Origin of the sequence: Streptomyces sp. NPDC088812, from assembly GCF_044750285.1 — a bacterium.
Taxonomy (GTDB): Bacteria; Actinomycetota; Actinomycetes; order Streptomycetales; family Streptomycetaceae; genus Streptomyces.
Genome location: NZ_JBIVJP010000002.1, coordinates 193,602 through 214,107 on the forward strand (window position 1 = coordinate 193,602; position 20,506 = coordinate 214,107).

Annotated in this window: 39 protein-coding genes; all 39 read left to right on the plus strand. The window is 72.0% G+C overall.

The features are described 5' to 3' along the window. The first annotated feature begins 48 nt into the window (after positions 1 to 48). The gene (locus ACIP67_RS04495) at positions 49 to 318 is read left to right on the plus strand and encodes a hypothetical protein (protein ID WP_401687218.1); all 270 of its coding nucleotides are present in this window, start codon (positions 49 to 51) and stop codon (positions 316 to 318) included. Next, complete coding sequence (locus ACIP67_RS04500) at positions 315 to 710, plus strand: hypothetical protein (protein WP_401687221.1); 396 nt, start codon at positions 315 to 317, stop codon at positions 708 to 710. Before ACIP67_RS04495 ends, ACIP67_RS04500 begins: the two co-directional genes overlap by 4 nt. Beyond that, on the plus strand, positions 707 to 946 hold the full coding sequence (locus ACIP67_RS04505) for a hypothetical protein (RefSeq protein ID WP_401687224.1): 240 nt from the start codon (positions 707 to 709) through the stop codon (positions 944 to 946). The genes ACIP67_RS04500 and ACIP67_RS04505 overlap by 4 nt, the downstream gene beginning before the upstream one ends. Beyond that, positions 943 to 1,260 (plus strand): hypothetical protein, encoded by a 318-nt coding sequence (locus tag ACIP67_RS04510; protein WP_401687227.1) that lies wholly within the window; start codon positions 943 to 945, stop codon positions 1,258 to 1,260. Before ACIP67_RS04505 ends, ACIP67_RS04510 begins: the two co-directional genes overlap by 4 nt. Next, positions 1,257 to 1,511, plus strand: a complete 255-nt coding sequence (locus ACIP67_RS04515; RefSeq protein ID WP_401687230.1) for a hypothetical protein — start codon at positions 1,257 to 1,259, stop codon at positions 1,509 to 1,511. Before ACIP67_RS04510 ends, ACIP67_RS04515 begins: the two co-directional genes overlap by 4 nt. Positions 1,512 to 1,598: 87 nt before the next feature. Then, complete coding sequence (locus tag ACIP67_RS04520) at positions 1,599 to 2,525, plus strand: bifunctional DNA primase/polymerase (protein WP_401687233.1); 927 nt, start codon at positions 1,599 to 1,601, stop codon at positions 2,523 to 2,525. Continuing rightward, complete coding sequence (locus tag ACIP67_RS04525; protein ID WP_401687236.1) at positions 2,513 to 3,697, plus strand: DNA primase; 1,185 nt, start codon at positions 2,513 to 2,515, stop codon at positions 3,695 to 3,697. The genes ACIP67_RS04520 and ACIP67_RS04525 overlap by 13 nt, the downstream gene beginning before the upstream one ends. Before the next feature lie 276 nt (positions 3,698 to 3,973). Continuing rightward, the gene (locus ACIP67_RS04530; RefSeq protein ID WP_401687238.1) at positions 3,974 to 4,192 is read left to right on the plus strand and encodes a hypothetical protein; all 219 of its coding nucleotides are present in this window, start codon (positions 3,974 to 3,976) and stop codon (positions 4,190 to 4,192) included. Further along, positions 4,189 to 4,446, plus strand: coding sequence for a hypothetical protein (locus tag ACIP67_RS04535; protein ID WP_401687240.1), 258 nt, complete (start codon positions 4,189 to 4,191; stop codon positions 4,444 to 4,446). Before ACIP67_RS04530 ends, ACIP67_RS04535 begins: the two co-directional genes overlap by 4 nt. 74 nt (positions 4,447 to 4,520) lie before the next feature. Continuing rightward, the gene (locus ACIP67_RS04540) at positions 4,521 to 5,051 is read left to right on the plus strand and encodes a single-stranded DNA-binding protein (protein WP_401687243.1); all 531 of its coding nucleotides are present in this window, start codon (positions 4,521 to 4,523) and stop codon (positions 5,049 to 5,051) included. Continuing rightward, on the plus strand, positions 5,051 to 5,509 hold the full coding sequence (locus tag ACIP67_RS04545) for an HNH endonuclease (protein WP_401687246.1): 459 nt from the start codon (positions 5,051 to 5,053) through the stop codon (positions 5,507 to 5,509). The genes ACIP67_RS04540 and ACIP67_RS04545 overlap by 1 nt, the downstream gene beginning before the upstream one ends. Before the next feature lie 10 nt (positions 5,510 to 5,519). Further along, on the plus strand, positions 5,520 to 5,726 hold the full coding sequence (locus ACIP67_RS04550) for a hypothetical protein (protein WP_401687249.1): 207 nt from the start codon (positions 5,520 to 5,522) through the stop codon (positions 5,724 to 5,726). Beyond that, on the plus strand, positions 5,723 to 6,355 hold the full coding sequence (locus ACIP67_RS04555) for a hypothetical protein (RefSeq protein ID WP_401687251.1): 633 nt from the start codon (positions 5,723 to 5,725) through the stop codon (positions 6,353 to 6,355). The genes ACIP67_RS04550 and ACIP67_RS04555 overlap by 4 nt, the downstream gene beginning before the upstream one ends. Before the next feature lie 50 nt (positions 6,356 to 6,405). Beyond that, the gene (locus ACIP67_RS04560; RefSeq protein ID WP_401687254.1) at positions 6,406 to 6,615 is read left to right on the plus strand and encodes a hypothetical protein; all 210 of its coding nucleotides are present in this window, start codon (positions 6,406 to 6,408) and stop codon (positions 6,613 to 6,615) included. Between the two features lie 97 nt (positions 6,616 to 6,712). Beyond that, positions 6,713 to 7,423, plus strand: a complete 711-nt coding sequence (locus ACIP67_RS04565) for a hypothetical protein (RefSeq protein WP_401687257.1) — start codon at positions 6,713 to 6,715, stop codon at positions 7,421 to 7,423. After that, positions 7,420 to 7,629 carry a hypothetical protein gene (locus tag ACIP67_RS04570; RefSeq protein ID WP_401687259.1) on the plus strand — a complete coding sequence of 70 codons (210 nt, stop codon included), beginning with the start codon at positions 7,420 to 7,422 and terminating at the stop codon, positions 7,627 to 7,629. The genes ACIP67_RS04565 and ACIP67_RS04570 overlap by 4 nt, the downstream gene beginning before the upstream one ends. Further along, entirely contained in the window at positions 7,626 to 8,012 is a 387-nt protein-coding gene (locus ACIP67_RS04575; RefSeq protein WP_401687262.1) for a DUF6907 domain-containing protein, read from the plus strand. Before ACIP67_RS04570 ends, ACIP67_RS04575 begins: the two co-directional genes overlap by 4 nt. Beyond that, positions 8,002 to 8,793: a hypothetical protein gene (locus ACIP67_RS04580; protein WP_401687265.1), complete on the plus strand. Its 792-nt coding sequence runs from the start codon at positions 8,002 to 8,004 to the stop codon at positions 8,791 to 8,793. Before ACIP67_RS04575 ends, ACIP67_RS04580 begins: the two co-directional genes overlap by 11 nt. Continuing rightward, positions 8,790 to 8,936, plus strand: a complete 147-nt coding sequence (locus ACIP67_RS04585; protein WP_401687268.1) for a hypothetical protein — start codon at positions 8,790 to 8,792, stop codon at positions 8,934 to 8,936. The genes ACIP67_RS04580 and ACIP67_RS04585 overlap by 4 nt, the downstream gene beginning before the upstream one ends. A gap of 10 nt (positions 8,937 to 8,946) precedes the next feature. After that, the gene (locus ACIP67_RS04590) at positions 8,947 to 9,459 is read left to right on the plus strand and encodes a hypothetical protein (RefSeq protein WP_401687271.1); all 513 of its coding nucleotides are present in this window, start codon (positions 8,947 to 8,949) and stop codon (positions 9,457 to 9,459) included. Then, on the plus strand, positions 9,459 to 9,812 hold the full coding sequence (locus ACIP67_RS04595) for a hypothetical protein (protein WP_401687274.1): 354 nt from the start codon (positions 9,459 to 9,461) through the stop codon (positions 9,810 to 9,812). Before ACIP67_RS04590 ends, ACIP67_RS04595 begins: the two co-directional genes overlap by 1 nt. A 76-nt stretch (positions 9,813 to 9,888) precedes the next feature. Beyond that, positions 9,889 to 10,035: a hypothetical protein gene (locus ACIP67_RS04600; RefSeq protein ID WP_401687277.1), complete on the plus strand. Its 147-nt coding sequence runs from the start codon at positions 9,889 to 9,891 to the stop codon at positions 10,033 to 10,035. Between the two features lie 65 nt (positions 10,036 to 10,100). After that, positions 10,101 to 10,301 (plus strand): hypothetical protein, encoded by a 201-nt coding sequence (locus ACIP67_RS04605; RefSeq protein WP_401687279.1) that lies wholly within the window; start codon positions 10,101 to 10,103, stop codon positions 10,299 to 10,301. Between the two features lie 197 nt (positions 10,302 to 10,498). Beyond that, positions 10,499 to 10,765 carry a hypothetical protein gene (locus ACIP67_RS04610; RefSeq protein ID WP_401687282.1) on the plus strand — a complete coding sequence of 89 codons (267 nt, stop codon included), beginning with the start codon at positions 10,499 to 10,501 and terminating at the stop codon, positions 10,763 to 10,765. Between the two features lie 2 nt (positions 10,766 to 10,767). Continuing rightward, the gene (locus ACIP67_RS04615; protein WP_401687285.1) at positions 10,768 to 10,995 is read left to right on the plus strand and encodes a hypothetical protein; all 228 of its coding nucleotides are present in this window, start codon (positions 10,768 to 10,770) and stop codon (positions 10,993 to 10,995) included. Beyond that, positions 10,982 to 11,338 (plus strand): HNH endonuclease signature motif containing protein, encoded by a 357-nt coding sequence (locus ACIP67_RS04620; RefSeq protein WP_401687288.1) that lies wholly within the window; start codon positions 10,982 to 10,984, stop codon positions 11,336 to 11,338. The genes ACIP67_RS04615 and ACIP67_RS04620 overlap by 14 nt, the downstream gene beginning before the upstream one ends. A gap of 170 nt (positions 11,339 to 11,508) precedes the next feature. After that, the gene (locus ACIP67_RS04625; RefSeq protein ID WP_401687291.1) at positions 11,509 to 11,991 is read left to right on the plus strand and encodes a hypothetical protein; all 483 of its coding nucleotides are present in this window, start codon (positions 11,509 to 11,511) and stop codon (positions 11,989 to 11,991) included. Next, positions 11,975 to 13,609 (plus strand): hypothetical protein, encoded by a 1,635-nt coding sequence (locus ACIP67_RS04630; RefSeq protein WP_401687295.1) that lies wholly within the window; start codon positions 11,975 to 11,977, stop codon positions 13,607 to 13,609. Before ACIP67_RS04625 ends, ACIP67_RS04630 begins: the two co-directional genes overlap by 17 nt. Before the next feature lie 11 nt (positions 13,610 to 13,620). Further along, positions 13,621 to 15,126 (plus strand): phage portal protein, encoded by a 1,506-nt coding sequence (locus ACIP67_RS04635; RefSeq protein WP_401687298.1) that lies wholly within the window; start codon positions 13,621 to 13,623, stop codon positions 15,124 to 15,126. Further along, positions 15,123 to 16,091, plus strand: a complete 969-nt coding sequence (locus ACIP67_RS04640; RefSeq protein ID WP_401687301.1) for a hypothetical protein — start codon at positions 15,123 to 15,125, stop codon at positions 16,089 to 16,091. The genes ACIP67_RS04635 and ACIP67_RS04640 overlap by 4 nt, the downstream gene beginning before the upstream one ends. Positions 16,092 to 16,145: 54 nt before the next feature. Then, the gene (locus tag ACIP67_RS04645; RefSeq protein ID WP_401687304.1) at positions 16,146 to 16,826 is read left to right on the plus strand and encodes a hypothetical protein; all 681 of its coding nucleotides are present in this window, start codon (positions 16,146 to 16,148) and stop codon (positions 16,824 to 16,826) included. Positions 16,827 to 16,846: 20 nt separating this feature from the next. Then, positions 16,847 to 17,698 carry a N4-gp56 family major capsid protein gene (locus ACIP67_RS04650; RefSeq protein WP_401687307.1) on the plus strand — a complete coding sequence of 284 codons (852 nt, stop codon included), beginning with the start codon at positions 16,847 to 16,849 and terminating at the stop codon, positions 17,696 to 17,698. Further along, positions 17,698 to 18,186: a hypothetical protein gene (locus ACIP67_RS04655; protein WP_401687310.1), complete on the plus strand. Its 489-nt coding sequence runs from the start codon at positions 17,698 to 17,700 to the stop codon at positions 18,184 to 18,186. Before ACIP67_RS04650 ends, ACIP67_RS04655 begins: the two co-directional genes overlap by 1 nt. Before the next feature lie 16 nt (positions 18,187 to 18,202). After that, a complete protein-coding gene (locus ACIP67_RS04660) occupies positions 18,203 to 18,793 on the plus strand; it encodes a hypothetical protein (RefSeq protein WP_401687313.1) in 591 nt (196 codons plus the stop codon). Continuing rightward, entirely contained in the window at positions 18,790 to 19,143 is a 354-nt protein-coding gene (locus ACIP67_RS04665; RefSeq protein ID WP_401687316.1) for a head-tail adaptor protein, read from the plus strand. The genes ACIP67_RS04660 and ACIP67_RS04665 overlap by 4 nt, the downstream gene beginning before the upstream one ends. Further along, positions 19,143 to 19,481: a hypothetical protein gene (locus ACIP67_RS04670; RefSeq protein WP_401687319.1), complete on the plus strand. Its 339-nt coding sequence runs from the start codon at positions 19,143 to 19,145 to the stop codon at positions 19,479 to 19,481. The genes ACIP67_RS04665 and ACIP67_RS04670 overlap by 1 nt, the downstream gene beginning before the upstream one ends. Continuing rightward, positions 19,481 to 19,666 (plus strand): hypothetical protein, encoded by a 186-nt coding sequence (locus ACIP67_RS04675; RefSeq protein WP_401687322.1) that lies wholly within the window; start codon positions 19,481 to 19,483, stop codon positions 19,664 to 19,666. Before ACIP67_RS04670 ends, ACIP67_RS04675 begins: the two co-directional genes overlap by 1 nt. Before the next feature lie 6 nt (positions 19,667 to 19,672). Then, positions 19,673 to 20,050 (plus strand): HK97-gp10 family putative phage morphogenesis protein, encoded by a 378-nt coding sequence (locus tag ACIP67_RS04680; RefSeq protein ID WP_401687325.1) that lies wholly within the window; start codon positions 19,673 to 19,675, stop codon positions 20,048 to 20,050. Continuing rightward, positions 20,047 to 20,472, plus strand: coding sequence for a DUF3168 domain-containing protein (locus ACIP67_RS04685; protein ID WP_401687328.1), 426 nt, complete (start codon positions 20,047 to 20,049; stop codon positions 20,470 to 20,472). The genes ACIP67_RS04680 and ACIP67_RS04685 overlap by 4 nt, the downstream gene beginning before the upstream one ends. Positions 20,473 to 20,506: the final 34 nt, after the last annotated feature.

A 20,506-nucleotide genomic window follows, 5' to 3' on the forward strand; every position in this document is an offset into this window, starting at 1 on the left:
GGGGTCTAGCCCACCCCATCAGCGCCGCCGCCGGAAAGAGACGTCTCTATGCACGAGAGTGCCACGGCGACAACGGCGTCGCCAACCCCGCCCGAGCGACAAGACCCGATCGACGAATTCAACGTCCTGACCGCGGGCATCCACGTCGAAGAGTGGGACACGTCCACCCTCGACGAGCGCCTCCGCAACGGCTTCATAGGCCACTACCTGGAGTGCAAGGACGGCACCCGCATCCTCGTCTTCCCCCTCGGGCAGGACTCCGCCCAGCGCCTGGCCGTCGTCCGCACCCTGCTCTCCCGGGCGGAGGCCACGGCATGACGACAACCGCCGACACCGAGCAGCGCGCCACCGCCCTGGCCGGCGCCCTGTACGTGGCCAACGCCGTCTACGACGAGGCCCGCGCGACGCCCGTACCGGCCGCCACGCTGGACGGCATCTGCGACGCCTTCCCCGAGATCGCACCGGAGGCGCTCCGGGTCCTCAACACCACCCCGGAGATGGCCGAGGTGCTGCGCGGCGCCGTCGCCGACCGGCTGCGGGCGTACACCGCCATCGAGCACAGCCGCATCGAGGCCGGCGACGGGTACGGCTACATCTTCGACCTGCTGGCGGACAACCTGCGCGCCGGTGCCGACCCCGTCTCCGTCAGGACCGACGCCCTCCGCGTGCCCGAGCGGCTCCGCGAACTCGCCGCCGAGGCGTCGGTATGACGGCCGCGACCACCGCCGAGACGGCCGGGGGTGTGCAGCTCGTGAGCACGCCCGGCCGCCCGGGCGCCGACCGCCCCGCCCGCTTCGACGACCCCGAGCGCAACGCCGCCTACTGGGCGCGCATCGACCGCATCGTCTCGGAGGCTCCGCCCCTCAGCGACGAGCAGCGCGCCGTGATCAGGACGGCGTTCTCGACCGTCACAACCCTCCGCACCGAGCGGGAGGGGGCAGCATGACCCGCAGCCCGCAGGACACCTTCCTGTCCGACCAGGCGCTCGCCGCCGCGCGTGACGCAGCCGCCGACCCCAGCCTCGTACCGGTCGCCATCACTGCCGCCAACGGCGAACAGTGCACCTGGTGCGACTGCCCGGTCGGGCCGGACTCCCCGCACAACCAGCGTGGCTACAAGTGCGCCGGCTGTCCGGACACGGCCAAGTACGTCGTCAGCACCTTCGCCGGCCCCAACCTCCGCTACGACTTCCCGGCCTGCGAACGGCACGCCAGCGACATCGTGGCGGCCGTCACGGCGACCGTGCGAGGTGCCCGATGACCGAGCACCGCCCCGGTCAATGGCCGGTCGACGAGCCGGCTGACCTCGGCAGGGACATCCCCGACGCCGACGAGTTGTACGTGCGGCGCGCGAAGGAGAGGGCGCTGCACGAGATGGTCCTCGACTCCATCCGGCACGACCTGGAGCAGCAGCCCACCCCGCTGTCCGTCGCCGTCGCCGCCCGCAACTGGTGCACCCGCATCACCGCGGCCGCCGAGGACATCGCCAAGGCGAAGCGCCACGCCGCATGAGCCGCGGGTGGGCGCCGTCACTCCCCCCCGCGGCGCCCGCCCCCACCCACGAACCACCTGATCCAGCTCGTAGAAGAGAGCACGTTCGTGACCGTCGGCCTCCGTATCCCCTCCGCGCTCCCGGCCGCCGCCGAGACCTACGCGGCAGCGGGCATCAAGGTCTTCCGCGTCCGGCGGAGCAAGGCGCCTTACGCCAACTGCCCCCGCTGCGACCGGCAGAGCAGCCTGTACGTCAAGCACCGCCCCGAGGACTGCCGGTGCGGCGTCCCCACCTGTCACGGCTTCCACGCCGCCACCACCGACGTCGACCTCGTCCGACGCTGGTGGCGCGAGGAACCCGACGCCAACATCGGCGCACCCTGCAAGCTCAACGGCTGGGCCGTCATCGACATCGACCCCCGCAACGGCGGCCGCGAATCCCTCCAGCGTCTGGAGACACGGGTCGGCGTCCTGCCCGGCACCACCATGCAGATCACCGGCGGCGACGGTCTGCACATCCTGTACCGCTCCCCCGACTTCGACCTGCCCGGCCTCGGCGGACCCGGCATCGACTTCAAGCACAACGGCTACATCCTGCTCGCCCCCTCGGTGCACGCCTCGGGCGGCCGCTACCAGTGGGCGGGCAACGGAACGTACCTGGCACCGGCCGTCGACTGGCCCGGGGCCCTGCTGCCGCGCAAGCAGCGGCGCCCCGTGCCTGCGCCCCGCCCTGCGCCGCGGCACCGCTTCCCCCCGCAGGAGCGGACCCAGGGGCGCCCGGGCGGCGGCCGGATGTGGACCGTCGCCGACCTCGTCCAGCACGTCATGGACTCCCACGAGGGCAACCGCAACAATGCGTTCTTCTTCGCCGCCTGCCGGGCGCACGAGCTCGCCGAGCAGAACCTGATCGACCTCGGCGAGGCACAGCTGGGACTGCTGTCGGCGGCCTCCGCCGTCGGGCTCACCGACTCGGAGGCCCAGGCCTCGTTCGACAGCGCGTCCACCCGCCCGAATGACCGGGGGTGGGTGGCTTGACGACCGACTTCGATCAGGCGATGGACGCCTACTTCGGCCCGGACGGCGAAGAGCCGCCCGTGGACTGGGGAGACGTGGAAGCGGCGCCCGCCGAGAAGGAGCCGGCGCCGCGCACCTGGGGCGCCCAGGACCTGCGGTCGGTCCTCGACGGCTCGTACAAGCCGCCGCAGCCCACCGTCGGCCGCCGCGACGACGGCGTCGGCCTGTTCTACCCGGGCCGCATGAACAGCGTGGCCAGCGAGTCTGAGGCGGGCAAGACGTGGTTCGCCCTGATCGCCTGCCTGCAGGAGATCAACGAGGGCAACCACGCCCTCTACCTCGACTTCGAGGACGACGCGGGCGGTGTCGTCGGCCGGCTCCTCTGCCTCGGCGCCAACCCGGCGGACGTCCTGGAGTACTTCCACTACGTCCGGCCGGAGAACAGCCCGAGCGACATCGACCTCCTCGACCTGGCCGCCGTCCTCGACCATGGGCCCACGCTCGCGATCGTCGATGGCGTCACCGAGGGCATGAGCCTCTTCGGCCTGGAGCTGAAGGACAACACCGACATCGCCAAGTTCGGCCGCCAGCTGCTGCGCCCGCTCATGAACTCTGGGGCCGCGGTCGTCACCCTCGATCACGTCGTCAAGTCCTCGGAGAACCGCGGCCGGTACAGCATCGGCGGCGTCCACAAGCTCAACGGCCTGAACGGCGTGATGTTCATGCTGGAGAACATCCGGCCCTTCGGCATCGGCGTCACCGGCAAGTCCCGCATCCGCATCGCCAAGGACCGGCCCGGCCAGATCCGCAAGAACGGCCTGTCCCACTCCAGCGGCATGCATTGGTACGCCGATCTCGTCGTCAAGTCCGAGTCCGCCGAGTTCGCCGAGGCCCACCTCTACGCGCCGATCCAGCGCGACGAGGAGGACCGCCAGGAGGACGAGGAGCGCAAGCGCATCAGCGCCCTCAAGCGGAAGGTCCTCGAGGCCCTGGCGGGCGCGCGCGAGCCGCTCACGGGCAAGGGCATCGAGGACCGCGTCAGCGGGCGCGCCGCGGACATCCGACAGGCCGTCGCCGCACTCGTCGACGAGGGCCGGATCAGCACCGCGCGAGGCGCGCGAGGCGCCATCCTCCACAGCCTCCCGACGGCAGCCCCAGAGGGGGACAAGCCGCCCGAATCGGAGGTGGTCTGACCTCGTCCCGGGCATGGGACGAGGTCGCTCGCCCCACAATGTCCACCTTTGACCTCGGCTCGTGATCGACACCCCCCGGAAATGACCTCGTCCGACCTCGTCCCACCTCGTCCCGGACGAGGTCGTGAGTCCTCGTCCCTCGTCCCACTTCTTTAGGTGGGACGAGGACGAGGTCACACAGCACCACCGTCACAGCAACCCCGGACGAGGACGAGGTCACCAACCACCCCAGGAGCCCGCCCCCATGCCCGAGACCAACCACAGCCGGACCGAACCGTGAACGTCGACGACGTCGTGGCCGAGAAGATCGCCGCCGCCCGCGCCCGCGCCGAGGCCGCCAAGCGCCGCCGCGCAGCGTTCGCCGCCGCCCGGCAGCGCGGCCTCGCCGCACGGCACGCACAGAAGCTCCGCAACCAGGCTTCCGCCCGCACAACGGACGGATCCGAGACGGACACCCCGTCCGCCTCGAACGACACCACCGAGGAGAACTCATGAACATCGCCACCGGCTCCGTCATCAACCTCGCCCCCGCCAACCCCGGCTGGGTCGTCATCCTCAGCGAGGGCAACAGCGCGGACACCATCTGCCCGGTCATCGGCTGGGCCACCGTCGTCCAGGCCCACATGAAGGACGGCACCGTCACCACCCGCGTCGAGCCCGCCTTCCTGTGGGGCGAGCAGGTGTGGACCGAGACGGACGCCCGCGAGCACTCGGCCGGCGGCCTGCGCTTCGAGATCACCCGCCACTGACCCGCACGACACCGGCCGGGCCCGCGGTCATCGGGCCCGGCCTCCCGCCCAGCACACCACAGAAGGAGCCCGCCATGGCAGGCGAGACCGTCATCACCGTCGTCGGCAACCTGGTCGATGACCCCGAACTCCGCTTCACCCCGGCCGGCGCCGCCGTCGCCAAGTTCCGCATCGCCTCCACCCCGCGCGTCTTCGACCGCCAGACGAACGAGTGGAAGGACGGCGACGCACTGTTCCTCACCTGCTCGGTGTGGCGGCAGGCCGCGGAGAACGTCGCCGAGTCCCTCGCCCGCGGCACCCGGGTCATCGCGCAGGGCCGGCTGAAGCAGCGGTCCTACGAGGACCGGGAGGGCGTGAAGCGCACCGTGTACGAGCTCGACGTCGACGAGGTCGGCCCGAGCCTCGCCCGCGCCACCGCCAAGGTCGTCAAGAACCCGGCGGGCGGAGGGCAGCGGCAGGCGGCCTCAACAAATGTTGAGGGCGACCCGTGGTCCACGGCCCGGCCCGCGAACGGCCAGCAGCAGGGCAGCGGCTGGGGCAACCCGCCCGCCCAGCAGCAGCCCGCCGCGCAGGGCGCCGGGTACGACGAGACTCCCCCGTTCTGATGCACGCCTACATGGAGGTACCGGCCTCGCATCCGGACGGCTTCAAGACGGTTCTGTTGGACCTTGAGGACCACGAGCGCCTCGGCCCGCGCCGGCTCAGCATCGGCAGCCACGGCTACGCGCAGATGTGGACGGGCGTGACGATGGTGCTGCTGCACCGCTGGCTCATGGACGTGCCCGGCGGCACCGGTTACAGCCTGATCGTTGACCACATCAACCGCGACCGCCTCGACTGCCGCCGCGCGAACCTCCGCCTGGTCACGCCGAGCCAGTCCAACCTGAACCGCACCGTCGCCGCGCGCGACCTGCCCCTCGGCGTGTACCGAACACGGACCGGCAGGTACCAGGCAGCCCTGAAGCGTAACCGCGTGATCCACCACCTCGGCACCTTTGACACCCCCGCGCAGGCTGCGGACGCCGTGGCGGCTGCCCGCGCCATCACCGACGTCGCTGCGTAAGGAGATCAGCGTGACCCCGAACGAGATCCAGATCCTCATCTGCGGCATCGGCATCGGCGCGCAGGCCATGGCCGTCTGCCACATGATCGGCGACATGCGCGACGCCCGCCGCAGCCTGGCCGCCGCACGCCAGGCGCGCCGCCGCGCGACCGCGGACCACTACCTGAGCAGCTTCCGCCTGTACCGGATGCAGCAGCGGACGGAGGCTCGCCAGTGAGCGCGGCCTGCGGCCTGTGCGAGAGCGGCATCGAGGCCGGCTACCTGTGTGAGGGCGACCGGCTCGCCCTTGCCGGGCGGCTTGAGCGCCTGCCCGCCCTGTTCGAGGAGCTCGCCGCGCACCTGGTGCCCCGGGTGACGGGCGCGATGGAGCGGGTGGCGTCCGGCCCGGCCGGGCCCCGGTCGCCGCTGAACGAGGCAGTTCTCGACATCCGGCTCGGCGAGCTGGCCATGCTGCTGGAGTCGTGGCGGCTCGACGTCCAGCGGGTGCGCTGGCCGGACCACGGGGCGCCGCCGGTCGAGCGTGGCGTGGACCGGCGGGTGCGGGTGGCCTGCCGGTGGCTGGGCATGGAGCTGGAGTGGATCGCCGCCGAGTACCCGGCGGCCGGCGACTTCGCTCGGGAGGTGCGCGACGCGGAGCGGAACGCGCTGTCGATCGTCGGCGCGCCGCCGCCGCGGGCGAAGCGGCTCGGCACGTGCGTCGCGGTCGACTCCTCCGGGGTGATCTGCGGGGCGGTGCTGTGGCATCGGGCCGGGGAGGCGTCGGTGAAGTGCCGGTGGTGCCAGTGCGTGTACGCCAGCGAGCAGGATCTGCTGCTGCTCCGCCACTACCAGCCAGAGGCGTCATGACTATCACTAACCTCCTTGCGCAAAGGGGGGTTAGTGATACCCTCGGAGAGGTGGAAACGCCCCCATGGCGGGACCGCATCCGCACGGAGGACGAGTTGCTGGAACAGCTCGAAGCCCAGGTGGAAGCGGCCCGCAGACGACGGGCGGCAGCACTGAAAGAAGGGGCCGGGGAGCTCGGCAGCGTGTACGCGCTGGCGAAGGAACTTGACCTCAGCTGGACGGCCGTCGCCCACGCGATCAAGAAGTACACAACCGAATAGACAGCGAGGGCCGGACGGCAGCTCCCCGGGTGCTGGAACACCCGAGGGCGCGCGCACCGCCCGACCCTCCAGCCCACGAACGAGATGAGCCCTCGTCATGGACCACCAGAACCTTAGCGCGCCCCCGTGCGCCCCGAGCAGCGGCAACCGCCGCCTCGTCGCAGCCGGCTACGTGCGCCGCGCGCCCCACCCGCAGGCCGAGCCGAGCGACCTGGCCGTCGCCGTCAGCGTCGCCCAGCAACTGCTCGACAGCGACCAGATCCTCTCCGTCCGCGAGGCACTGCGGCTTCTGCTGCGCGCCATCGGCGCCGAGCCCCGCGAAATCCGCCACGCGAACGGCTCGACCTTCCAGGTCATCGACGCGGACAGCTACGACGCCCGCATGGCCCGGGACGTCCGCACCCTGACCATGGCCGACGGCAGCGAGTGGACGGTCGGCACGCGGGGCGCGGGCAGCGCCATCGCGTGGCGCCCGACGACCAGCCAGGTGCCGGCCACGCCCTCGACGGAGCGCTGCCCGGCCGCGCACCCCGAGGACCCCACCGGCTGCAACGGCCCGGTGGCCGTGACCGTCCTCGACCGCCACAACGCCGGCGCCGACGGATGCGAGCACCACGCCGCCCGCCTCCTCGCCTCCCTCACCGGCGGCCGCGTCTACCCGCTGCCCGCCACCCCGGGCGAGGCCGCGATCCGCGTCTTCAAGGCCGCCGACCGCACCCGCCCCTTCCCGTGGCTGACCGACGCCCCGCGTACCCGCGACGACCAGCTCAGCCGCGCCGAGGTCCGCGAGCGGGGTGAGCGCCAGTGACCGCCTACCACCCCCTGCTCTCGGACTACGAGCCCGTCATCCTGCCGGTGGACAGCGTCCACACGGTCGCCCGGAACCTGCTCGCCGAGTACGCGGCCACCAACATCCACGACCACAACGCGACCGTTCAGGCGGCCACCGCCCTCGGCACCATCCTGCGGTCCCTCGTCGCCGCGCTGGACGCCGAGCGGGGTGAGCGCCCGTGAGCAGCGAGCAGCCCCGCACGGTCACCCTGCCCACCGCGGACCACGGCCCGGTCGCCATCCCGGAACCGTCCTGGTGCCGCGGCCACGCCGACCACCGGCCCGACACCCACCGCGTCGACCTCGACCACAAGGGGCCCGAACACCGGCTCACCCACGACGGCGAGCTGCTGTGGACCGCATTCCTCGGCGAGGCCCCCTACGCCAGCCAGCCCCAGGCGCGCGTCCTCGGCGTGTACGTCGAGCAGGGCTCCTACGCCCGCACCCTCGACGCCGTCGGCCTGTACGACCTCGCCGCGACGTTCGAGGCGCACGCCGACCGGCTGCGCGAGCTCGCCGACCAGCTCGGCGCGCTCCTCACCAAGGAGACGCCCGGTGAAGCGTGACCCGCTCCTGTGGGCCGCGCTCACCGCGGTCCTCGTCGTCCTCGCGTCCGCCGAGTACGAGCTGGCCGTCGCGTGCGGCTTCGGCACCTACGTCGCCGCCGGCGTCCCCGCCGCCCTCGACGTGTACGCCCTCGCCGCCCTCCGGGCCCGCCGCGACGTCGCCGCGGTCGTCGCCACCCTGATCGCCGTGAACGCGGCCAGCCACCTCGTCGAGGTACGTCTCCTGCCCGTCTCCGTCGGCCTCGTCGTCGCCGTGTCCGCGGTCGCCCCGCTCGTTCTGTGGCGCGTCCACCGGCTCTCCGAGCACCAGCCGGAACCCGAGCCGGAAGCGAGTTCCGCCGCGGCGGAACCGGCGCCGGAACTGCCGGAACCGATCACCGTCGAGCGGGAGCCCGAGCCGGTCGACGCGGCCCCCGTCGGGCCCGTCCTCGGTCCCTGGCTTCCGGTGGCGGAACTCGCGCGCGGAACCAGCGGAACCGACAGCGGAACCGGCCGTGACCTGCTCGGAGATCACTTTGTCGCTGCCGCCAAAGTGATCAGCGAGCCCACGGCGGAACCAGCCCCGGAACCGAGTTCCGCCCCAGTTCCGGCGACCGGAACCGGCGCCGCCGACATCGTCTCCGAGGACACCTCGAACACCACCTTCGCCAAGCGCGTCGACACCGTCCGCGAGTGGCTCACGGGCGAACCGGAACTCACCGGAACCGAGATCGGCACCCGGCTCGGCGTCTCCGACGGGTACGGCCGGCGGCTCCTGCGCGCCGCCCGGGACGGCTCGTGATCCTCGCCGCGTTCTTCCCCGCCGCCGCGCTGGTCGCCCTCGCTGGGCTCGCGCTCGTCGCACCCCGCACCGTGCCCCCGGTCTCCGGCACGTGCGCGCTCATCGTCACCCTGGCCGCGCTCGGCGTGGCCCTCGTCCGCTGAGGACCCCACCATGAACTACGTCACCTTCGGCGGTGTCACCGTCGGCCTCATCCTGCTCGGCTACGAACTCGTCACCTGGTGGCCCGGCCTCAAGGCCCTCAAGAAGGACCCCGTCAAGCACGCGTCCCGCTTCCTCCCGTACCTCGCGTCCTGGTCATACGGCTGCCTCACCACCCTTGGCGTCGGGGGCGCCGTCGGCTTCATCTCCGGCACGGTCCTGGGCCTGTCCAACTGGCTCGGCGACGCGGCCCTCGTCTGGGGCGTCGGCGGCGCCGGCGGGCAGTCCGCGGCCCGCGCCACGTTCCTCCCCCTGTCCGGCCCCGGGCTCGGCATCGTGCTGATCCTCACGGCCTGCTTCGTGGCCGCGGTGAAGAAGGCGGGTGAGGAGCAGGCTGGCGTGCTGAAGCGGGGCGCCTGGTGCGGCATCTGCCTCGGCACGTCGTCCGGCGTCGCCGGTTTCGCCGCGGTGCCGCTCGCGACGGCGGTGTCCCTCGTCGGCGACCGCGTGTACGGGGCGTTCTGATGGCGGCCGAGGAGGAGCTGTCGCGGGCGGCGGGCGGGTGCGTCCTTGTCGTCCTCGGCGGAGCGGCCGCGGGCGCCCTGTTCGCCATCGACGAGGCGGTCGGCGTCCTCGCCGTGGTCGGCGCCGGCTGGTTCGCGCTCTGGCGCTCCGCCCGCCGCATGTCCGATTCGTCCGCCACTCCCCCACCGGGGGGTGCCGCCCCTCTCGACGGTGAAGAGGCTGGTCACAGCGTCGGCGACGGAACCACTCTCGTCCGCCGAGAGGGGATGTTGATCTACCTGACCCCGGACCCGGACAACCCTGTCCGCACCCACGTGCACGTCGAGCACACCGCCGACGAGACGCACGCATAGACCCCGGGACGGCCGTCCTTCCGCCAAGTCGTCCGGCCGCCCCGGTCCCATCCCGATCACGAGACAGGAGCCCATCATGGCACTCGGCTGGAAGAAGCAGCCCGAGCCCGACGACCCGCGGCTGTCGGGCCACGAGACCACCTACCAGGCCTCCCGCGGCGGCTGGCTGAAGCCCGCACAGAAGCCCATCCCCGGCGCCCCGAAAGAGCAGCAGCGCCGCTGACGCAGCCCGAGCACAGTGCCCCCGCCGACCACGTAACGGCGGGGGCACTGCCGCATCATGGGGGCATGGACGACCCGCCCGCCCCGCCCGGCCACCTCACCGCCCGCGATACCCAACGCGCCCTCGGCATCAGCGCCGGCGCCCTCCGCAACCTCGTCTACCGCGGCCAGCTCACCCGCTCCGGCGGCACCGAACGACACCCCTGGTACGCCGCCAAGGACGTCGCCGCCATCGCCGCGAAACGACAGGCCCGCGCTGCCGCTTGACCGCAGGTCAGACACTGTGTGACGATCCCGGTGTACAACTGTGCCCTCAACCGGCACCACAGACTGCCGGGATCAGGCCGGAACCAGGGAACTGGATCCCTCCACCCATCGAGGTGGTTGTGGCCCCCGGAGAAACACGGCGAAGCCCCGACCGACGCTCACGGCCGGGGCTTCGCCGTGCCCAGGGAGGAGCCAGCATGCTGCACCGCCTGATCATCGTCGCCGAACTCCAGCAGACCGAGCCCGACGACGAGCAATGGGACCAGTACGAATCCACCGGACGCGCGTGCGTCGTCTGCCCCTGCGGACTCAACACCGGCTTCACCGACAAGACCGACGCCGCCCAGCAGTACCGCGACCACGCCCGAGCCAACCAGCCCCCCGCCCCCGTACAGATCCACCCCGAAACGGGCGAGGCCCGCGACGTCCTCCACGACATGCTCGCCGAGATCACGAGGGACTGACCATGGCCGCACGCACGCGCATCCACTACCCGAACGCGGGCAAGGCCGTCAGGCAGATCGAGCGGCGAGACGCACGGGGCGCTGAGCAGTACCGAGCCGAACTCAGGTACTTCCACTACAGGTCCCGCGTCATCCTCGCCATGCCGCACAGCGACTACTACCAGGGCACGCACACACTGCCCGCACTACCTGGCGCATCCGCCTACCCGTGGCCTCATGCCCGCGCGTAAGGCGATGCAGGTCTGTCCCACACCAGGCTGCCCCACCCTCACCCCAGCCGGCCGCTGCCCCACCTGCCAGGCCAAAGCCAGAGCAGCCAGACCGCAGCCCAACACCCGCGGCTACAACACGGCATGGCGCAAGGCCAGCGCCGCATACCTACAGACTCACCCGTACTGCGAGTGCGAGACCTGCGCCCAGCTCCCCCAGCTCCAACGCGACCTCGCCACCGAGGTCGACCACATCGACGGCCTCGGCCCCCTCGGCCCCCGCGGCTTCGACCCGACCAACTGGCAAGCCATGTCCAAGCGCCACCACTCCCGCAAGACCGCAGCCGAGACCTGGGGAACGTGACGCACGGTCATCGGACCCAGGGGGGTGACCCCCAGCCGGCCGGGGGTGGAACAGCGCGGGGGAGGGCGCTGTCTGGTTCGTCGGGTTCAGAGGGTCCCCGCTGACCCCCCTGGTGTCACGCAAGGTGATGCCGTTCGTGCTGCGCAACGCAGCGTGGAGGAGTGATCGACATGCCTCGTGGTGGAGCGCGCGCGGTCTCCGGGCCGCCGCCGGACCCGTCGTCGCTGCGGCAGATGAAGGCCGCCGAGCGCGGCGGGTGGACGACGCTGCCGGCGGAGGGCCGCACCGGTGAGCCGCCGGAGTGGCCGCTGACCGAGGCGACGCCCCGGGAGCTGGTGCTGTGGGAGGACCTGTGGGCGAAGCCGCAGGCGGTGGTGTGGGAGGAGATGGGCCAGGTCCTCGAGGTCGCGCTGTTCGCGCGGACGCTGGCGGAGGCCGAACGCCCGGACACCCGGGTGGACGTGAAGAAGATGGTGCGCGGCTACCTCGACAGCCTCGGCTTGTCCGTGGCCGGGATGCTGCGGAACCGGTGGAAGATCGCCCCTGCGGTGGAAGGCCCGGACGCGTCGGTGCCGGTGGAGGACCGGCCGGTGGTGCGGCGTCCGTCGGCCCGTGACCGGCTGAAGGTCGTGCCCAGTGGCGAAGGGACCTGACGCCGGGCCCGAGTTCGTCGTCGACTTCCCCACGCTCTGGATCGTCCCGGACTGGATCGAAGCGCACTGCCCCGTGCCGGACGGCTTCCGCCAGGGCGAGGACCTGGAGCTGTACCCGTGGCAGCTGTGGTGCACGGTCAACCACTACCGGGTGAAGCCTGCCGCGGTGGTCGGGCAGCTGGCGCCGGCGTTCCACTACCGCCGTAGCCAGATCGTCGCGCCGCAGAAGACCGGGAAGGGCCCGTGGTCGGCGACCATCACGCTGGCGGAGGCGGCCGGACCGGTCGTCTTCAACGGCTGGGCGCGCGGCAGCGAGGTCTACCGGTGCTCCGACCACGGCTGTGGCTGCGGCTGGTGGTACCAGTACGAGCCGGGCGAGCCGATGGGCGTGCCGTGGCCGACGCCGCTGATTCAGCTGGTGGCTACGGCTGAGGACCAGGTCGACAACGTGTATCGGCCGCTGCGGAGCATGGTGAAGCTCGGTCCGCTGTCGGAGTTCATGCGGGTCGGTGAGGAGTTCACCCGCGTCGGGGAGCAGGGCCGGATCGACACGGTGACGTCGTCGGCGATGTCCCGGCTGGGCAACCCGATCACGTTCGCCAACCAGGACGAGACCGGGCTGTGGACGACGGCGAACAAGCTGCGCCGGGTGGCGGAGACCCAGCGGCGCGGCCTGGCCGGCATGGGCGGCCGGTCGATGGAGACGACGAACGGGTGGGATCCGTCGGAGAACTCGGTGGCGCAGACGACGTCCGAGTCGAAGGCGCGGGACATCTTCAAGTACCACCCGCAGGCGCCCAAGACCTTGTCCTACGGCAACAAGCGGGACCGGCGGAAGATCCACGCCGTCGTCTACGCCGGCTCGGACCACGTCGACCTGGACGCGATCGAGGCGGAGGCCGCCGAGATCATGGAGAAGGACCCGGCGCAGGCAGAGAGGTTCTTCGGGAACCGGTGCGTGTCTGGTTCGTCGACCTGGCTGGACCCGGCGAAGTGGGCGGCCAAGGCGGCGCCGCGGCGGATCCGTCCGTTCACCCGGATCGTGCTGGGCTTCGACGGGTCGGAGGTCGACGACTGGACGGCGATCCGCGCCGAGACGATGGACGGCTACCAGTTCACCCCGGTCTACGGGCCGAACGACGAGCCGACCATCTGGAACCCTGCCGACTACGGCGGGCAGGTGCCGGCGGCGGAGGTCCACGCGGCGATGTCGCAGCTGATGGCCCGCTACGACGTGGTCCGGCTGTACGCGGATCCTCCGTACTGGGAGACCGAGATCGACGAATGGGTCGACCTGTACGGCGAGGAACGCGTCATCCGCTGGTACACCCGCCGCATCGTCCAGATGCACGCCGCCTGCGAGCGGCTGAAGACGGACGTGGCGCGGGCCGCCAGCGGCACGGTCGCGTTCTCGCACGACGACTGCCCGATCACGGCGGACCACATCGCGAACACGCGCGCGGCCGCGCGCCCGATGGACCGCTACGTCCTGAAGAAGGCGAGCCCGAGCCAGAAGATCGACGCCACGATCCCGAGCATCCTCGCCCACGAGGCGCTGGGTGACGTCATCGCGGCCGGCCTCGCCGAGCGGCAGCAGCCCTTCTACTACGGCACCTGAAAGGGGGCCCGATGGCGACGATGGAGCAGGCCCTTCAGCTGGTGCAGCTGCTGGAGGCTGAGCTGTTGCAGCGCGGCCGGGACATCACCCGCCACAACGCCTACTACCGCGGGGAGCACCCGCTGAAGTTCGCGTCGGATGAGTTCTCCAAGTTCCACGGGGACCGGTACCGCGACTTCGCCGACAACTGGACGCAGGTGGTGGCTGACTCCCCGGTGGAGCGGCTCACCGTGACGGGCTTCCAGGCCTCCGGTGAGACGGATGCCGACGCTGATCTGTGGCGGGTGTGGCAGGTCAACGGCCTGGACGCCGACAGCCAGCTCGGTTTCCTCGGCTCGGTCGTCAACGCCCGCTCGTTCGTGCTGGTGTGGGGCGACCCGAAGGACCCGGACATGCCGGTGGTCTCCTTCGAGGACCCCTCCCAGTGCGTCATCGCCTACGAGCCGGGCTCGCGCCGGCTGCGGCGGGCGGCGCTGAAGCGGTGGCAGGACGGCGGCGAGGACTACGCCACCCTGTACCTGGCGGACGAGGTGTGGAAGTTCTGCCGCCCGCACCTGGTGCAGGACGGGGAGAAGTCCCCGCAGATGGCCGACGTCGACGAGGAGCTGAAGCGGTGGCAGCCCCGCGACCCGGAGGGCCTGGGCGAGCCGAACCCGCAGCCCAACCCCATGGGCGTGGTGCCGATGGTGGAGCTGCCCAACAAGTCCGTGCTGGTCGGTGACCCGATCAGCGACGTGCACGGTGTGATCGCCATGCAGGACGCCATCAACCTGCTGTGGGCGCAGCTGTTCACCGCCTCCGACTACGCGTCCTTCCCGCAGCGGGTCATCATGGGCGCCGAACGCCCGGTGATTCCGAAGCTGAACGCTGCGGGCGAGGTCATCGGCACGCAGCCGGTGGACATCGAGAAGTTCGCCGTGGACCGCGTGATGATGTTCAACGGCCGGGACGTCCGTATCGGCGAGTGGCAGGCCGCCAACCTGGCCATGTACACCGGCCTGATCGAGGTCGCTGTCGGCCACCTGGCTGCCCAGACGCGCACCCCCCAGCACTACCTGGTCGGGAAGATGGCCAATCTGGCGGAGGGGGCGCTGCTCGCCGCGGAGACCGGCCTGGTGAAGCGGACCGAGGAGAAGCAGATCTGGTCTGGGCAGGGCCTGCGCGAGATGGCCCGGCTGATCGCCCTGGCCCGCGGTGAGGACGCCAAGGCGACCGCGCTGCGCTCCGGGCGGGTGCTGTGGAAGGACGCGGAGTCCCGCTCCCACGCGCAGATGGCGGACGCGCTGCTGAAGCTGAAGCAACTCGGGTTCCCCTTCAAGTGGCTGGCCCTGCGCTACGGCCTGACCCCGACCGAGGTGGCCGACGTGATGGCGATGCGCATGGAGGAGCTGGAGGCCGACCCGGTCACCGAGCTCACCCGGCAGATCGGCGGCGGCCCGTCCACCGCCGGCAACGTCCCGCCCGAGGACACCGGCCCCGAGGAGGGGCCGGACGAGGGCGAGGAGCTGGCCGCGTGAGCCCGTCCCCGGAGGCGGTCGCGCACATGGAAGCGCGCCAGCGCCTGGCGGTGGCCACGGCCCTGGCCACCCACCGCATCTGGCGGCGCCTGGACGAGGACAACCTGTACCAGTCCTGGCTGGGCCTGGTGGGCGACGTCCTCGCCGTGGTGATGAGCGGGCAGCTGGCGGCCGCGCAGATGACCGGGCCGTGGCTGAACGAGCTGCTCGGGGCGGAGAACGAGGACCGGCCCGACGCCGGCCGGATCGTCCCCGAGGCGTTCACCGGCGTCGACGGCGCGGGCCGCCCGCTCGCCGGTGTCCTCATGTCGCCGCTCTGGACGGCGCTGCGGCTGGTCACGGCCGGACGGCCCATCGTCCAGGCCCTGGTCGCCGGGCGGTCGATGCTGGACGCCATCGCCAGGACCGCCGTGGCGGACATCGGGCGGGCCGCCGATTCGGCAGCCATGACCGCGCGTCCGGCCGTGACCGGCTACATCCGCGTGGTGGAGGGCGGCGCCTGCTCGCGCTGCCTGATCCTCGCCGGGAACGAGTACCAGACCGACAAGGCGTTCCTGCGGCACCCGCGCTGCAACTGCGGCATGGAGCCCGTCACCCGGGAGCACCGGCCGCGGCCCGCGTCGCCGAAGGAGCTGGTGGCGCAGATGTCCGAGGCGCAGAAACGGCGGACGTTCGGCGAGGCCGGCGCCAGGGCGCTCGCCGAGGGTGCCGACCTGGGGCAGCTGGTCAACGCCCGCCGCGGCATGGCCACCGCCACCGTGTTCGGGCGCAAGCTCCAGATCACCACCGAGGGCGTCACCAGCCGCGGCTTCGCCGGCTCCCGGCTGAAGAACCTGGAGAAGACCGCAGGGCAGCGCTACCGCGTGTCCAAGACGCCCCGCCTGATGCCCGAAGAGATTTTCCGGATCGCCGACGACCGCGCGCACGCCGTGCGCCTGCTGCACCAGCACGGCTTCATCGCCTGACCCCCTCGCCCGCGCGCAACGCCCGGGCCCCCGACCCCGCAATGGGAGCGCATCATGACCACGCCCACCCCTGCCGCCGAGCCCGCCGTTGACGACGACCTGGACCCGGCCGCCGATCCGGTAGAGCCGGACGCCGACGGCACCACCGACGTCGACGACACGGATGCCGACCCCGCGGGCGCCGACCAGCTCGGCGACCCGGGCAAGAAGGCCCTGGACACCATGAAGGGCAAGCTCAAGGCGGAACGCGACAGGCGCCGCAGCCTCGAGGCCCAGCTCGCCGAGCTCAGCAAGCCGGCCGACGGCGGCCAGCCCGACCAGGACACCCTGGTACGGCAGGCCGAAGCGCAGGCCCTGGCCCGCGTCAACGAGCGCCTGGTGAAGGCGGAGGTGCGGGCGGCCGCGGCCGGGAAGCTGGCCGACCCCGCCGACGCCCACCGGTTCCTGGACCTGTCCCAGTTCGAGGTCGACGCCGACGGCAACGTCGACGCCGACGAGGTCTCCGACGCGATCGACGACCTTCTGAAGTCCAAGCCGTACCTGGCCGCGCAAGGCGGCACCCCCAAGCCGCGGTTCCAAGGGACCGCAGACTCCGGCGCCCGCAAGGGGAATGCCCGGCCCTCCCAGCTCACCGAGGCGGACGTCAAGCGTCTGTCGGCGGCGGGCAAGCACGCCGAGATCGTCAAGGCCCAGAACGAGGGCCGCCTCGACGACTACCTCGGCAACACCCGGTAACCCCCTTCGAGGAGAACCCCATGGCCATCAGCGCCTTCAAGCCGGAAGTGTGGAACGCCAACCTTCTGGTCACCCTGGAGAAGTCCCACGTCTACGCCGCCCCGGGCGTCGTCAACCGCGAGTACGAGGGCGACATCGCCAACTACGGCGACACCGTCCACATCGTGGGCCTGGCGGAGCCGACGATCGGCACGTACACCCCGCACGTCGACATCACCATCGAGGACGTCGACGACACCGACGCCACCCTGCTCATCGACCAGTCGAAGTACTTCGCGTTCGAGGTCGACGACGTGGAGAAGCGGCAGGCCTACAACGGCGGCAAGGTGCTGACCGAGCAGGCCCGCAAGGCCGCGTACAAGCTGCGCGACGTCGCCGACCAGTACGTCGCCGGCCTCATGGCGGCGGGCGTCGACGCGGGCAACCTGGTCGCCGAGCAGACCCTGGCCTCCCCGTCCGACGCCTACGACCTGCTCGTGGACCTGGGCACGATCCTGGACACGGACAACGTGCCGGACGCCGGCCGCTGGGCGGTCGTCACCCCGGCGTTCTACGGGCTGCTGCTGAAGGACGACCGGTTCGTCGGCAGCGGCGACGCTGCGGCGGCCGCGACCCGCACGAACGGCATGGTCGGGGAGGCCGCGGGCTTCTCCATCCGCAAGTCCAACAACGCCCCGAACGGTCCGGGCGCGGGCGCGGGCAAGCTGGTCATCGCCGGGTACAACGGCGCGGTTACCTACGCCGAGCAGATCAACAAGACCGAGGCGGCGCGTAAGGAGAAGGGCTTCGCGGACATCGTGAAGGGCCTGCACCTGTACGGCGCGAAGGTCATCCGCCCGACCGGCCTGGCCGCCGCGGATGTGATCATCTGATGGCCGGGCGGGAGCTGGAGGACGGCCAGGAGGTCCTGCTGCGCGGCTCTGGCGGTGCGCCGTTCCGTGTGCGGGTGGGCCAGCCGTTCACCAGGGAAGCGATCGAGCAGCGCCTGGAGTCCGGCGAGTGGGGCTGGCCGGACGACGAGCCGGCCCCGGCCGCGCAGGCCGGGCCCGAGCCGCGGACCGAGAAGACGTCCAAGCCGAGCGACCGGCCGGGCGACGAGGGCCCTCAGCCGCGGACCGAGTTCGCGTCCGACCCCGGCGACCGGGAGGGCGAGGCCGGCCCGCAGCCGCGCACGGAGATCGTGTCGAAGCCGGGCAGCCGCCGGGATGCGGCCGCGGAGGAGACGGACACGGATCCGGACCGGCCCGCGCCGGGCGCCCCGAAGGCGGACTGGGTGGCCTACGTGGCCCGCACGCAGCACATGTCCCGCGAGGACGCGGCGAACTACACCAAGGCCGACCTGATCGACATGGTCAGCTGACAGGGAGGGGGCCGCTGTGGCACTCGATCCGCTCGCAACGGTGGCCGACCTCGAGGCCCGCGGCTTCGCACTGTCCGCCTCCGAGACGGACATCGCCGGCGTCTACCTGGGCGTCGCTTCGGCGGCCGTGCGGGAGGCCGCGGGGACGGCCATCACCCGCGTCACCTCCACCATCACCCTGGAAGGTGCGCGCGGGCAGTGGCTGCGGCTGCCCGGGCCGCCCATCGTGTCCGTCGCCGCGGTCACCGTCGACGGCACCGCGGTCACCGACTGGCGGCTTCGCTCGGAGCGGCTGTGGCGGGCGGCCGGCTGGACCGGCTGCGAGCCGTCCGAGGCGCAGATCACCTACACGCACGGCCTGCTCGAGGCGCCCGAGGACATCGTCGATCTGGTCTGCCGGATGGCCGCGGCCGCCATCGTCGCCTCCCGCGACGGCGACGGCGAGGGCATGGCCGCCGTCAAGGAAGTCACCTCCGAACGGCTCGGGGACTGGTCCGTGACCTACGGGGCCGACGGCCGCATCAGCGAGATGGACCTGCCGCAGTACTGGCGCGAACGCCTCCAGGCCCGCTTCGGCGGCGGCATCGACATGCTGAGGCTGCTGTGAGGCCGGGCCTGAGCCGCCTGCTGAACCGGGAACTGGCGGTGTACCGGGCGCAGACGACCGACGACGGGCACGGCGGGCAGACCACCGTGATGCAGATGCAGGGCACGGTGCGCGCCAAGGTCGACCAGCCCTCCCCCACCGAGCGCATGGTGGCGGCCTCGACGAGCTCCCGTCACTCCCACAACGTCTACCTGTCGTCGCGGACGTTCGTGCGTCGCGGTGACGAGCTGCGCGGCGCGGATGCTCTCGGCACCGTGCAGCGCTTCCGGGTGCTGTCGGTGGTGCAGCCGTCCGCGCCCGTCTACTCCAAGGCACTCGCCGAGCTGATCCAGACCGAAGGGGGAACCTGATGGCTGACCTGAGCAGTACCAAAGTCACGGTGGCTTCGGGCGTCGTCGACGTCGCCGCGCAGGCCGTCGCCGCCGCCTCGGGCGGTGACACGGCGCCCGTGGGGCCGGGCCGCTTCCTGTACGTCAACAACGGCTCCGGCGCGTCGATCACGGTGACGCTGTCCACGCCGGGCACGGTGTCGGGCCTGGCCGTCACGGATCCCGCCTACACCGTGGCGGCCGGGAAGCACGCGATCATCCCGCTGGCCAACGTGTTCCGGGGGGCGACCGGCCGCGCGTCGATCACCTACAGCGCCGTCACCACGGTCACCGTCAAGCCGTTCGAGCTGGGCTCCTGATGGCCGCCGGGGAGCGGCCGCGGCCGCGGCTGCCGCAGACGGAGCCGCAGGAGTGCCGCGTCCGCGCCGAGGACGCCCTCGGGCTGGGCGAGACGGACGTCGACGTGCCGCGTGCGACCGCGTGGGCGCTGCTGGCCGTGGCGGGCGAACTGCGCGAGATCCGCGCCCTGCTCCGGAAGAGGTGAGCCCCGGTGGCACGACGGCGGCGCGGAGCGCGCACGGAGATCATCGGGTTGGACCGGCTGGAGCGGCGGCTGGCTGAGATCGTGCCGGCCCTCGAGGCGGCCGCCCGGGCGGAGATCGAGAACGCGGGCGGCGCGATGGTGGCGGACGTCCGGCGCAACGTGCGGGTGGACTCCGGCAACCTGCGCACCAGCGTCGCCCCCAAGTACCAGAAGGACGGTCTTCAGGTGGAGGTCGGCTGGCGCGACCAGGACGACCTGTACGCCGTCTTCCACGAGCGCGGCACACGGCGCACACCGGCCAACCCCACCCTCATCCCCGCGCTGGAGCGGGCCGGGCAGGAGTTCGTCGCGCGGCTGCGGGCCGAAGTGCGGAGGCGTCTGTGAGCACGCCCGCGGCCCTGGCGGCGCTGGCGACCCGGGATGCCGTCCGCGTCGCCCTGACCGGTGACGCGGCCCTGATGGGCCTGGTGACGGGCGTCCTGGACTGGGCCCCCGAAGACCAGGCCTACCCCTACATCCACCTCGGCGACAGCTTCGAGACGCCGGCCAACGCCCACGACCGCCACGGCAGCGAGGTGGTGCAGACGCTGCACGTGTGGTCGAAGTACCGGGGCTTCGCGCAGGGACTGGAGATCGCCGGCCGGATCCGCCAGGTCCTCGACCACCAGCCGCTGACGATCACCGGCCACCGGTGGACGTGGACGCGGTTCGTGTCCATGCAGACCCTGACCGACCCCGAACCCCCGGGCGACCTGCGCCACCTGCCGATGACGTTCCGCATCGGCAGCGAGCAGCCCCCCGCATAACCCCTCCCGGCCCGCGCGGGCCGGACATCAGCAA

Coding starts and splice junctions, on each gene's coding strand:
- ACIP67_RS04495 (WP_401687218.1), top strand. CDS start 49: ATGCACGAGAGTGCCACGGCGACAACGGCGTCGCCAACCCCGCCCGAG.
- ACIP67_RS04500 (WP_401687221.1), top strand. CDS start 315: ATGACGACAACCGCCGACACCGAGCAGCGCGCCACCGCCCTGGCCGGC.
- ACIP67_RS04505 (WP_401687224.1), top strand. CDS start 707: ATGACGGCCGCGACCACCGCCGAGACGGCCGGGGGTGTGCAGCTCGTG.
- ACIP67_RS04510 (WP_401687227.1), top strand. CDS start 943: ATGACCCGCAGCCCGCAGGACACCTTCCTGTCCGACCAGGCGCTCGCC.
- ACIP67_RS04515 (WP_401687230.1), top strand. CDS start 1,257: ATGACCGAGCACCGCCCCGGTCAATGGCCGGTCGACGAGCCGGCTGAC.
- ACIP67_RS04535 (WP_401687240.1), top strand. CDS start 4,189: ATGAACATCGCCACCGGCTCCGTCATCAACCTCGCCCCCGCCAACCCC.
- ACIP67_RS04540 (WP_401687243.1), top strand. CDS start 4,521: ATGGCAGGCGAGACCGTCATCACCGTCGTCGGCAACCTGGTCGATGAC.
- ACIP67_RS04545 (WP_401687246.1), top strand. CDS start 5,051: ATGCACGCCTACATGGAGGTACCGGCCTCGCATCCGGACGGCTTCAAG.
- ACIP67_RS04565 (WP_401687257.1), top strand. CDS start 6,713: ATGGACCACCAGAACCTTAGCGCGCCCCCGTGCGCCCCGAGCAGCGGC.
- ACIP67_RS04590 (WP_401687271.1), top strand. CDS start 8,947: ATGAACTACGTCACCTTCGGCGGTGTCACCGTCGGCCTCATCCTGCTC.
- ACIP67_RS04595 (WP_401687274.1), top strand. CDS start 9,459: ATGGCGGCCGAGGAGGAGCTGTCGCGGGCGGCGGGCGGGTGCGTCCTT.
- ACIP67_RS04600 (WP_401687277.1), top strand. CDS start 9,889: ATGGCACTCGGCTGGAAGAAGCAGCCCGAGCCCGACGACCCGCGGCTG.
- ACIP67_RS04605 (WP_401687279.1), top strand. CDS start 10,101: ATGGACGACCCGCCCGCCCCGCCCGGCCACCTCACCGCCCGCGATACC.
- ACIP67_RS04610 (WP_401687282.1), top strand. CDS start 10,499: ATGCTGCACCGCCTGATCATCGTCGCCGAACTCCAGCAGACCGAGCCC.
- ACIP67_RS04615 (WP_401687285.1), top strand. CDS start 10,768: ATGGCCGCACGCACGCGCATCCACTACCCGAACGCGGGCAAGGCCGTC.
- ACIP67_RS04620 (WP_401687288.1), top strand. CDS start 10,982: ATGCCCGCGCGTAAGGCGATGCAGGTCTGTCCCACACCAGGCTGCCCC.
- ACIP67_RS04625 (WP_401687291.1), top strand. CDS start 11,509: ATGCCTCGTGGTGGAGCGCGCGCGGTCTCCGGGCCGCCGCCGGACCCG.
- ACIP67_RS04635 (WP_401687298.1), top strand. CDS start 13,621: ATGGCGACGATGGAGCAGGCCCTTCAGCTGGTGCAGCTGCTGGAGGCT.
- ACIP67_RS04645 (WP_401687304.1), top strand. CDS start 16,146: ATGACCACGCCCACCCCTGCCGCCGAGCCCGCCGTTGACGACGACCTG.
- ACIP67_RS04650 (WP_401687307.1), top strand. CDS start 16,847: ATGGCCATCAGCGCCTTCAAGCCGGAAGTGTGGAACGCCAACCTTCTG.
- ACIP67_RS04655 (WP_401687310.1), top strand. CDS start 17,698: ATGGCCGGGCGGGAGCTGGAGGACGGCCAGGAGGTCCTGCTGCGCGGC.
- ACIP67_RS04670 (WP_401687319.1), top strand. CDS start 19,143: ATGGCTGACCTGAGCAGTACCAAAGTCACGGTGGCTTCGGGCGTCGTC.
- ACIP67_RS04675 (WP_401687322.1), top strand. CDS start 19,481: ATGGCCGCCGGGGAGCGGCCGCGGCCGCGGCTGCCGCAGACGGAGCCG.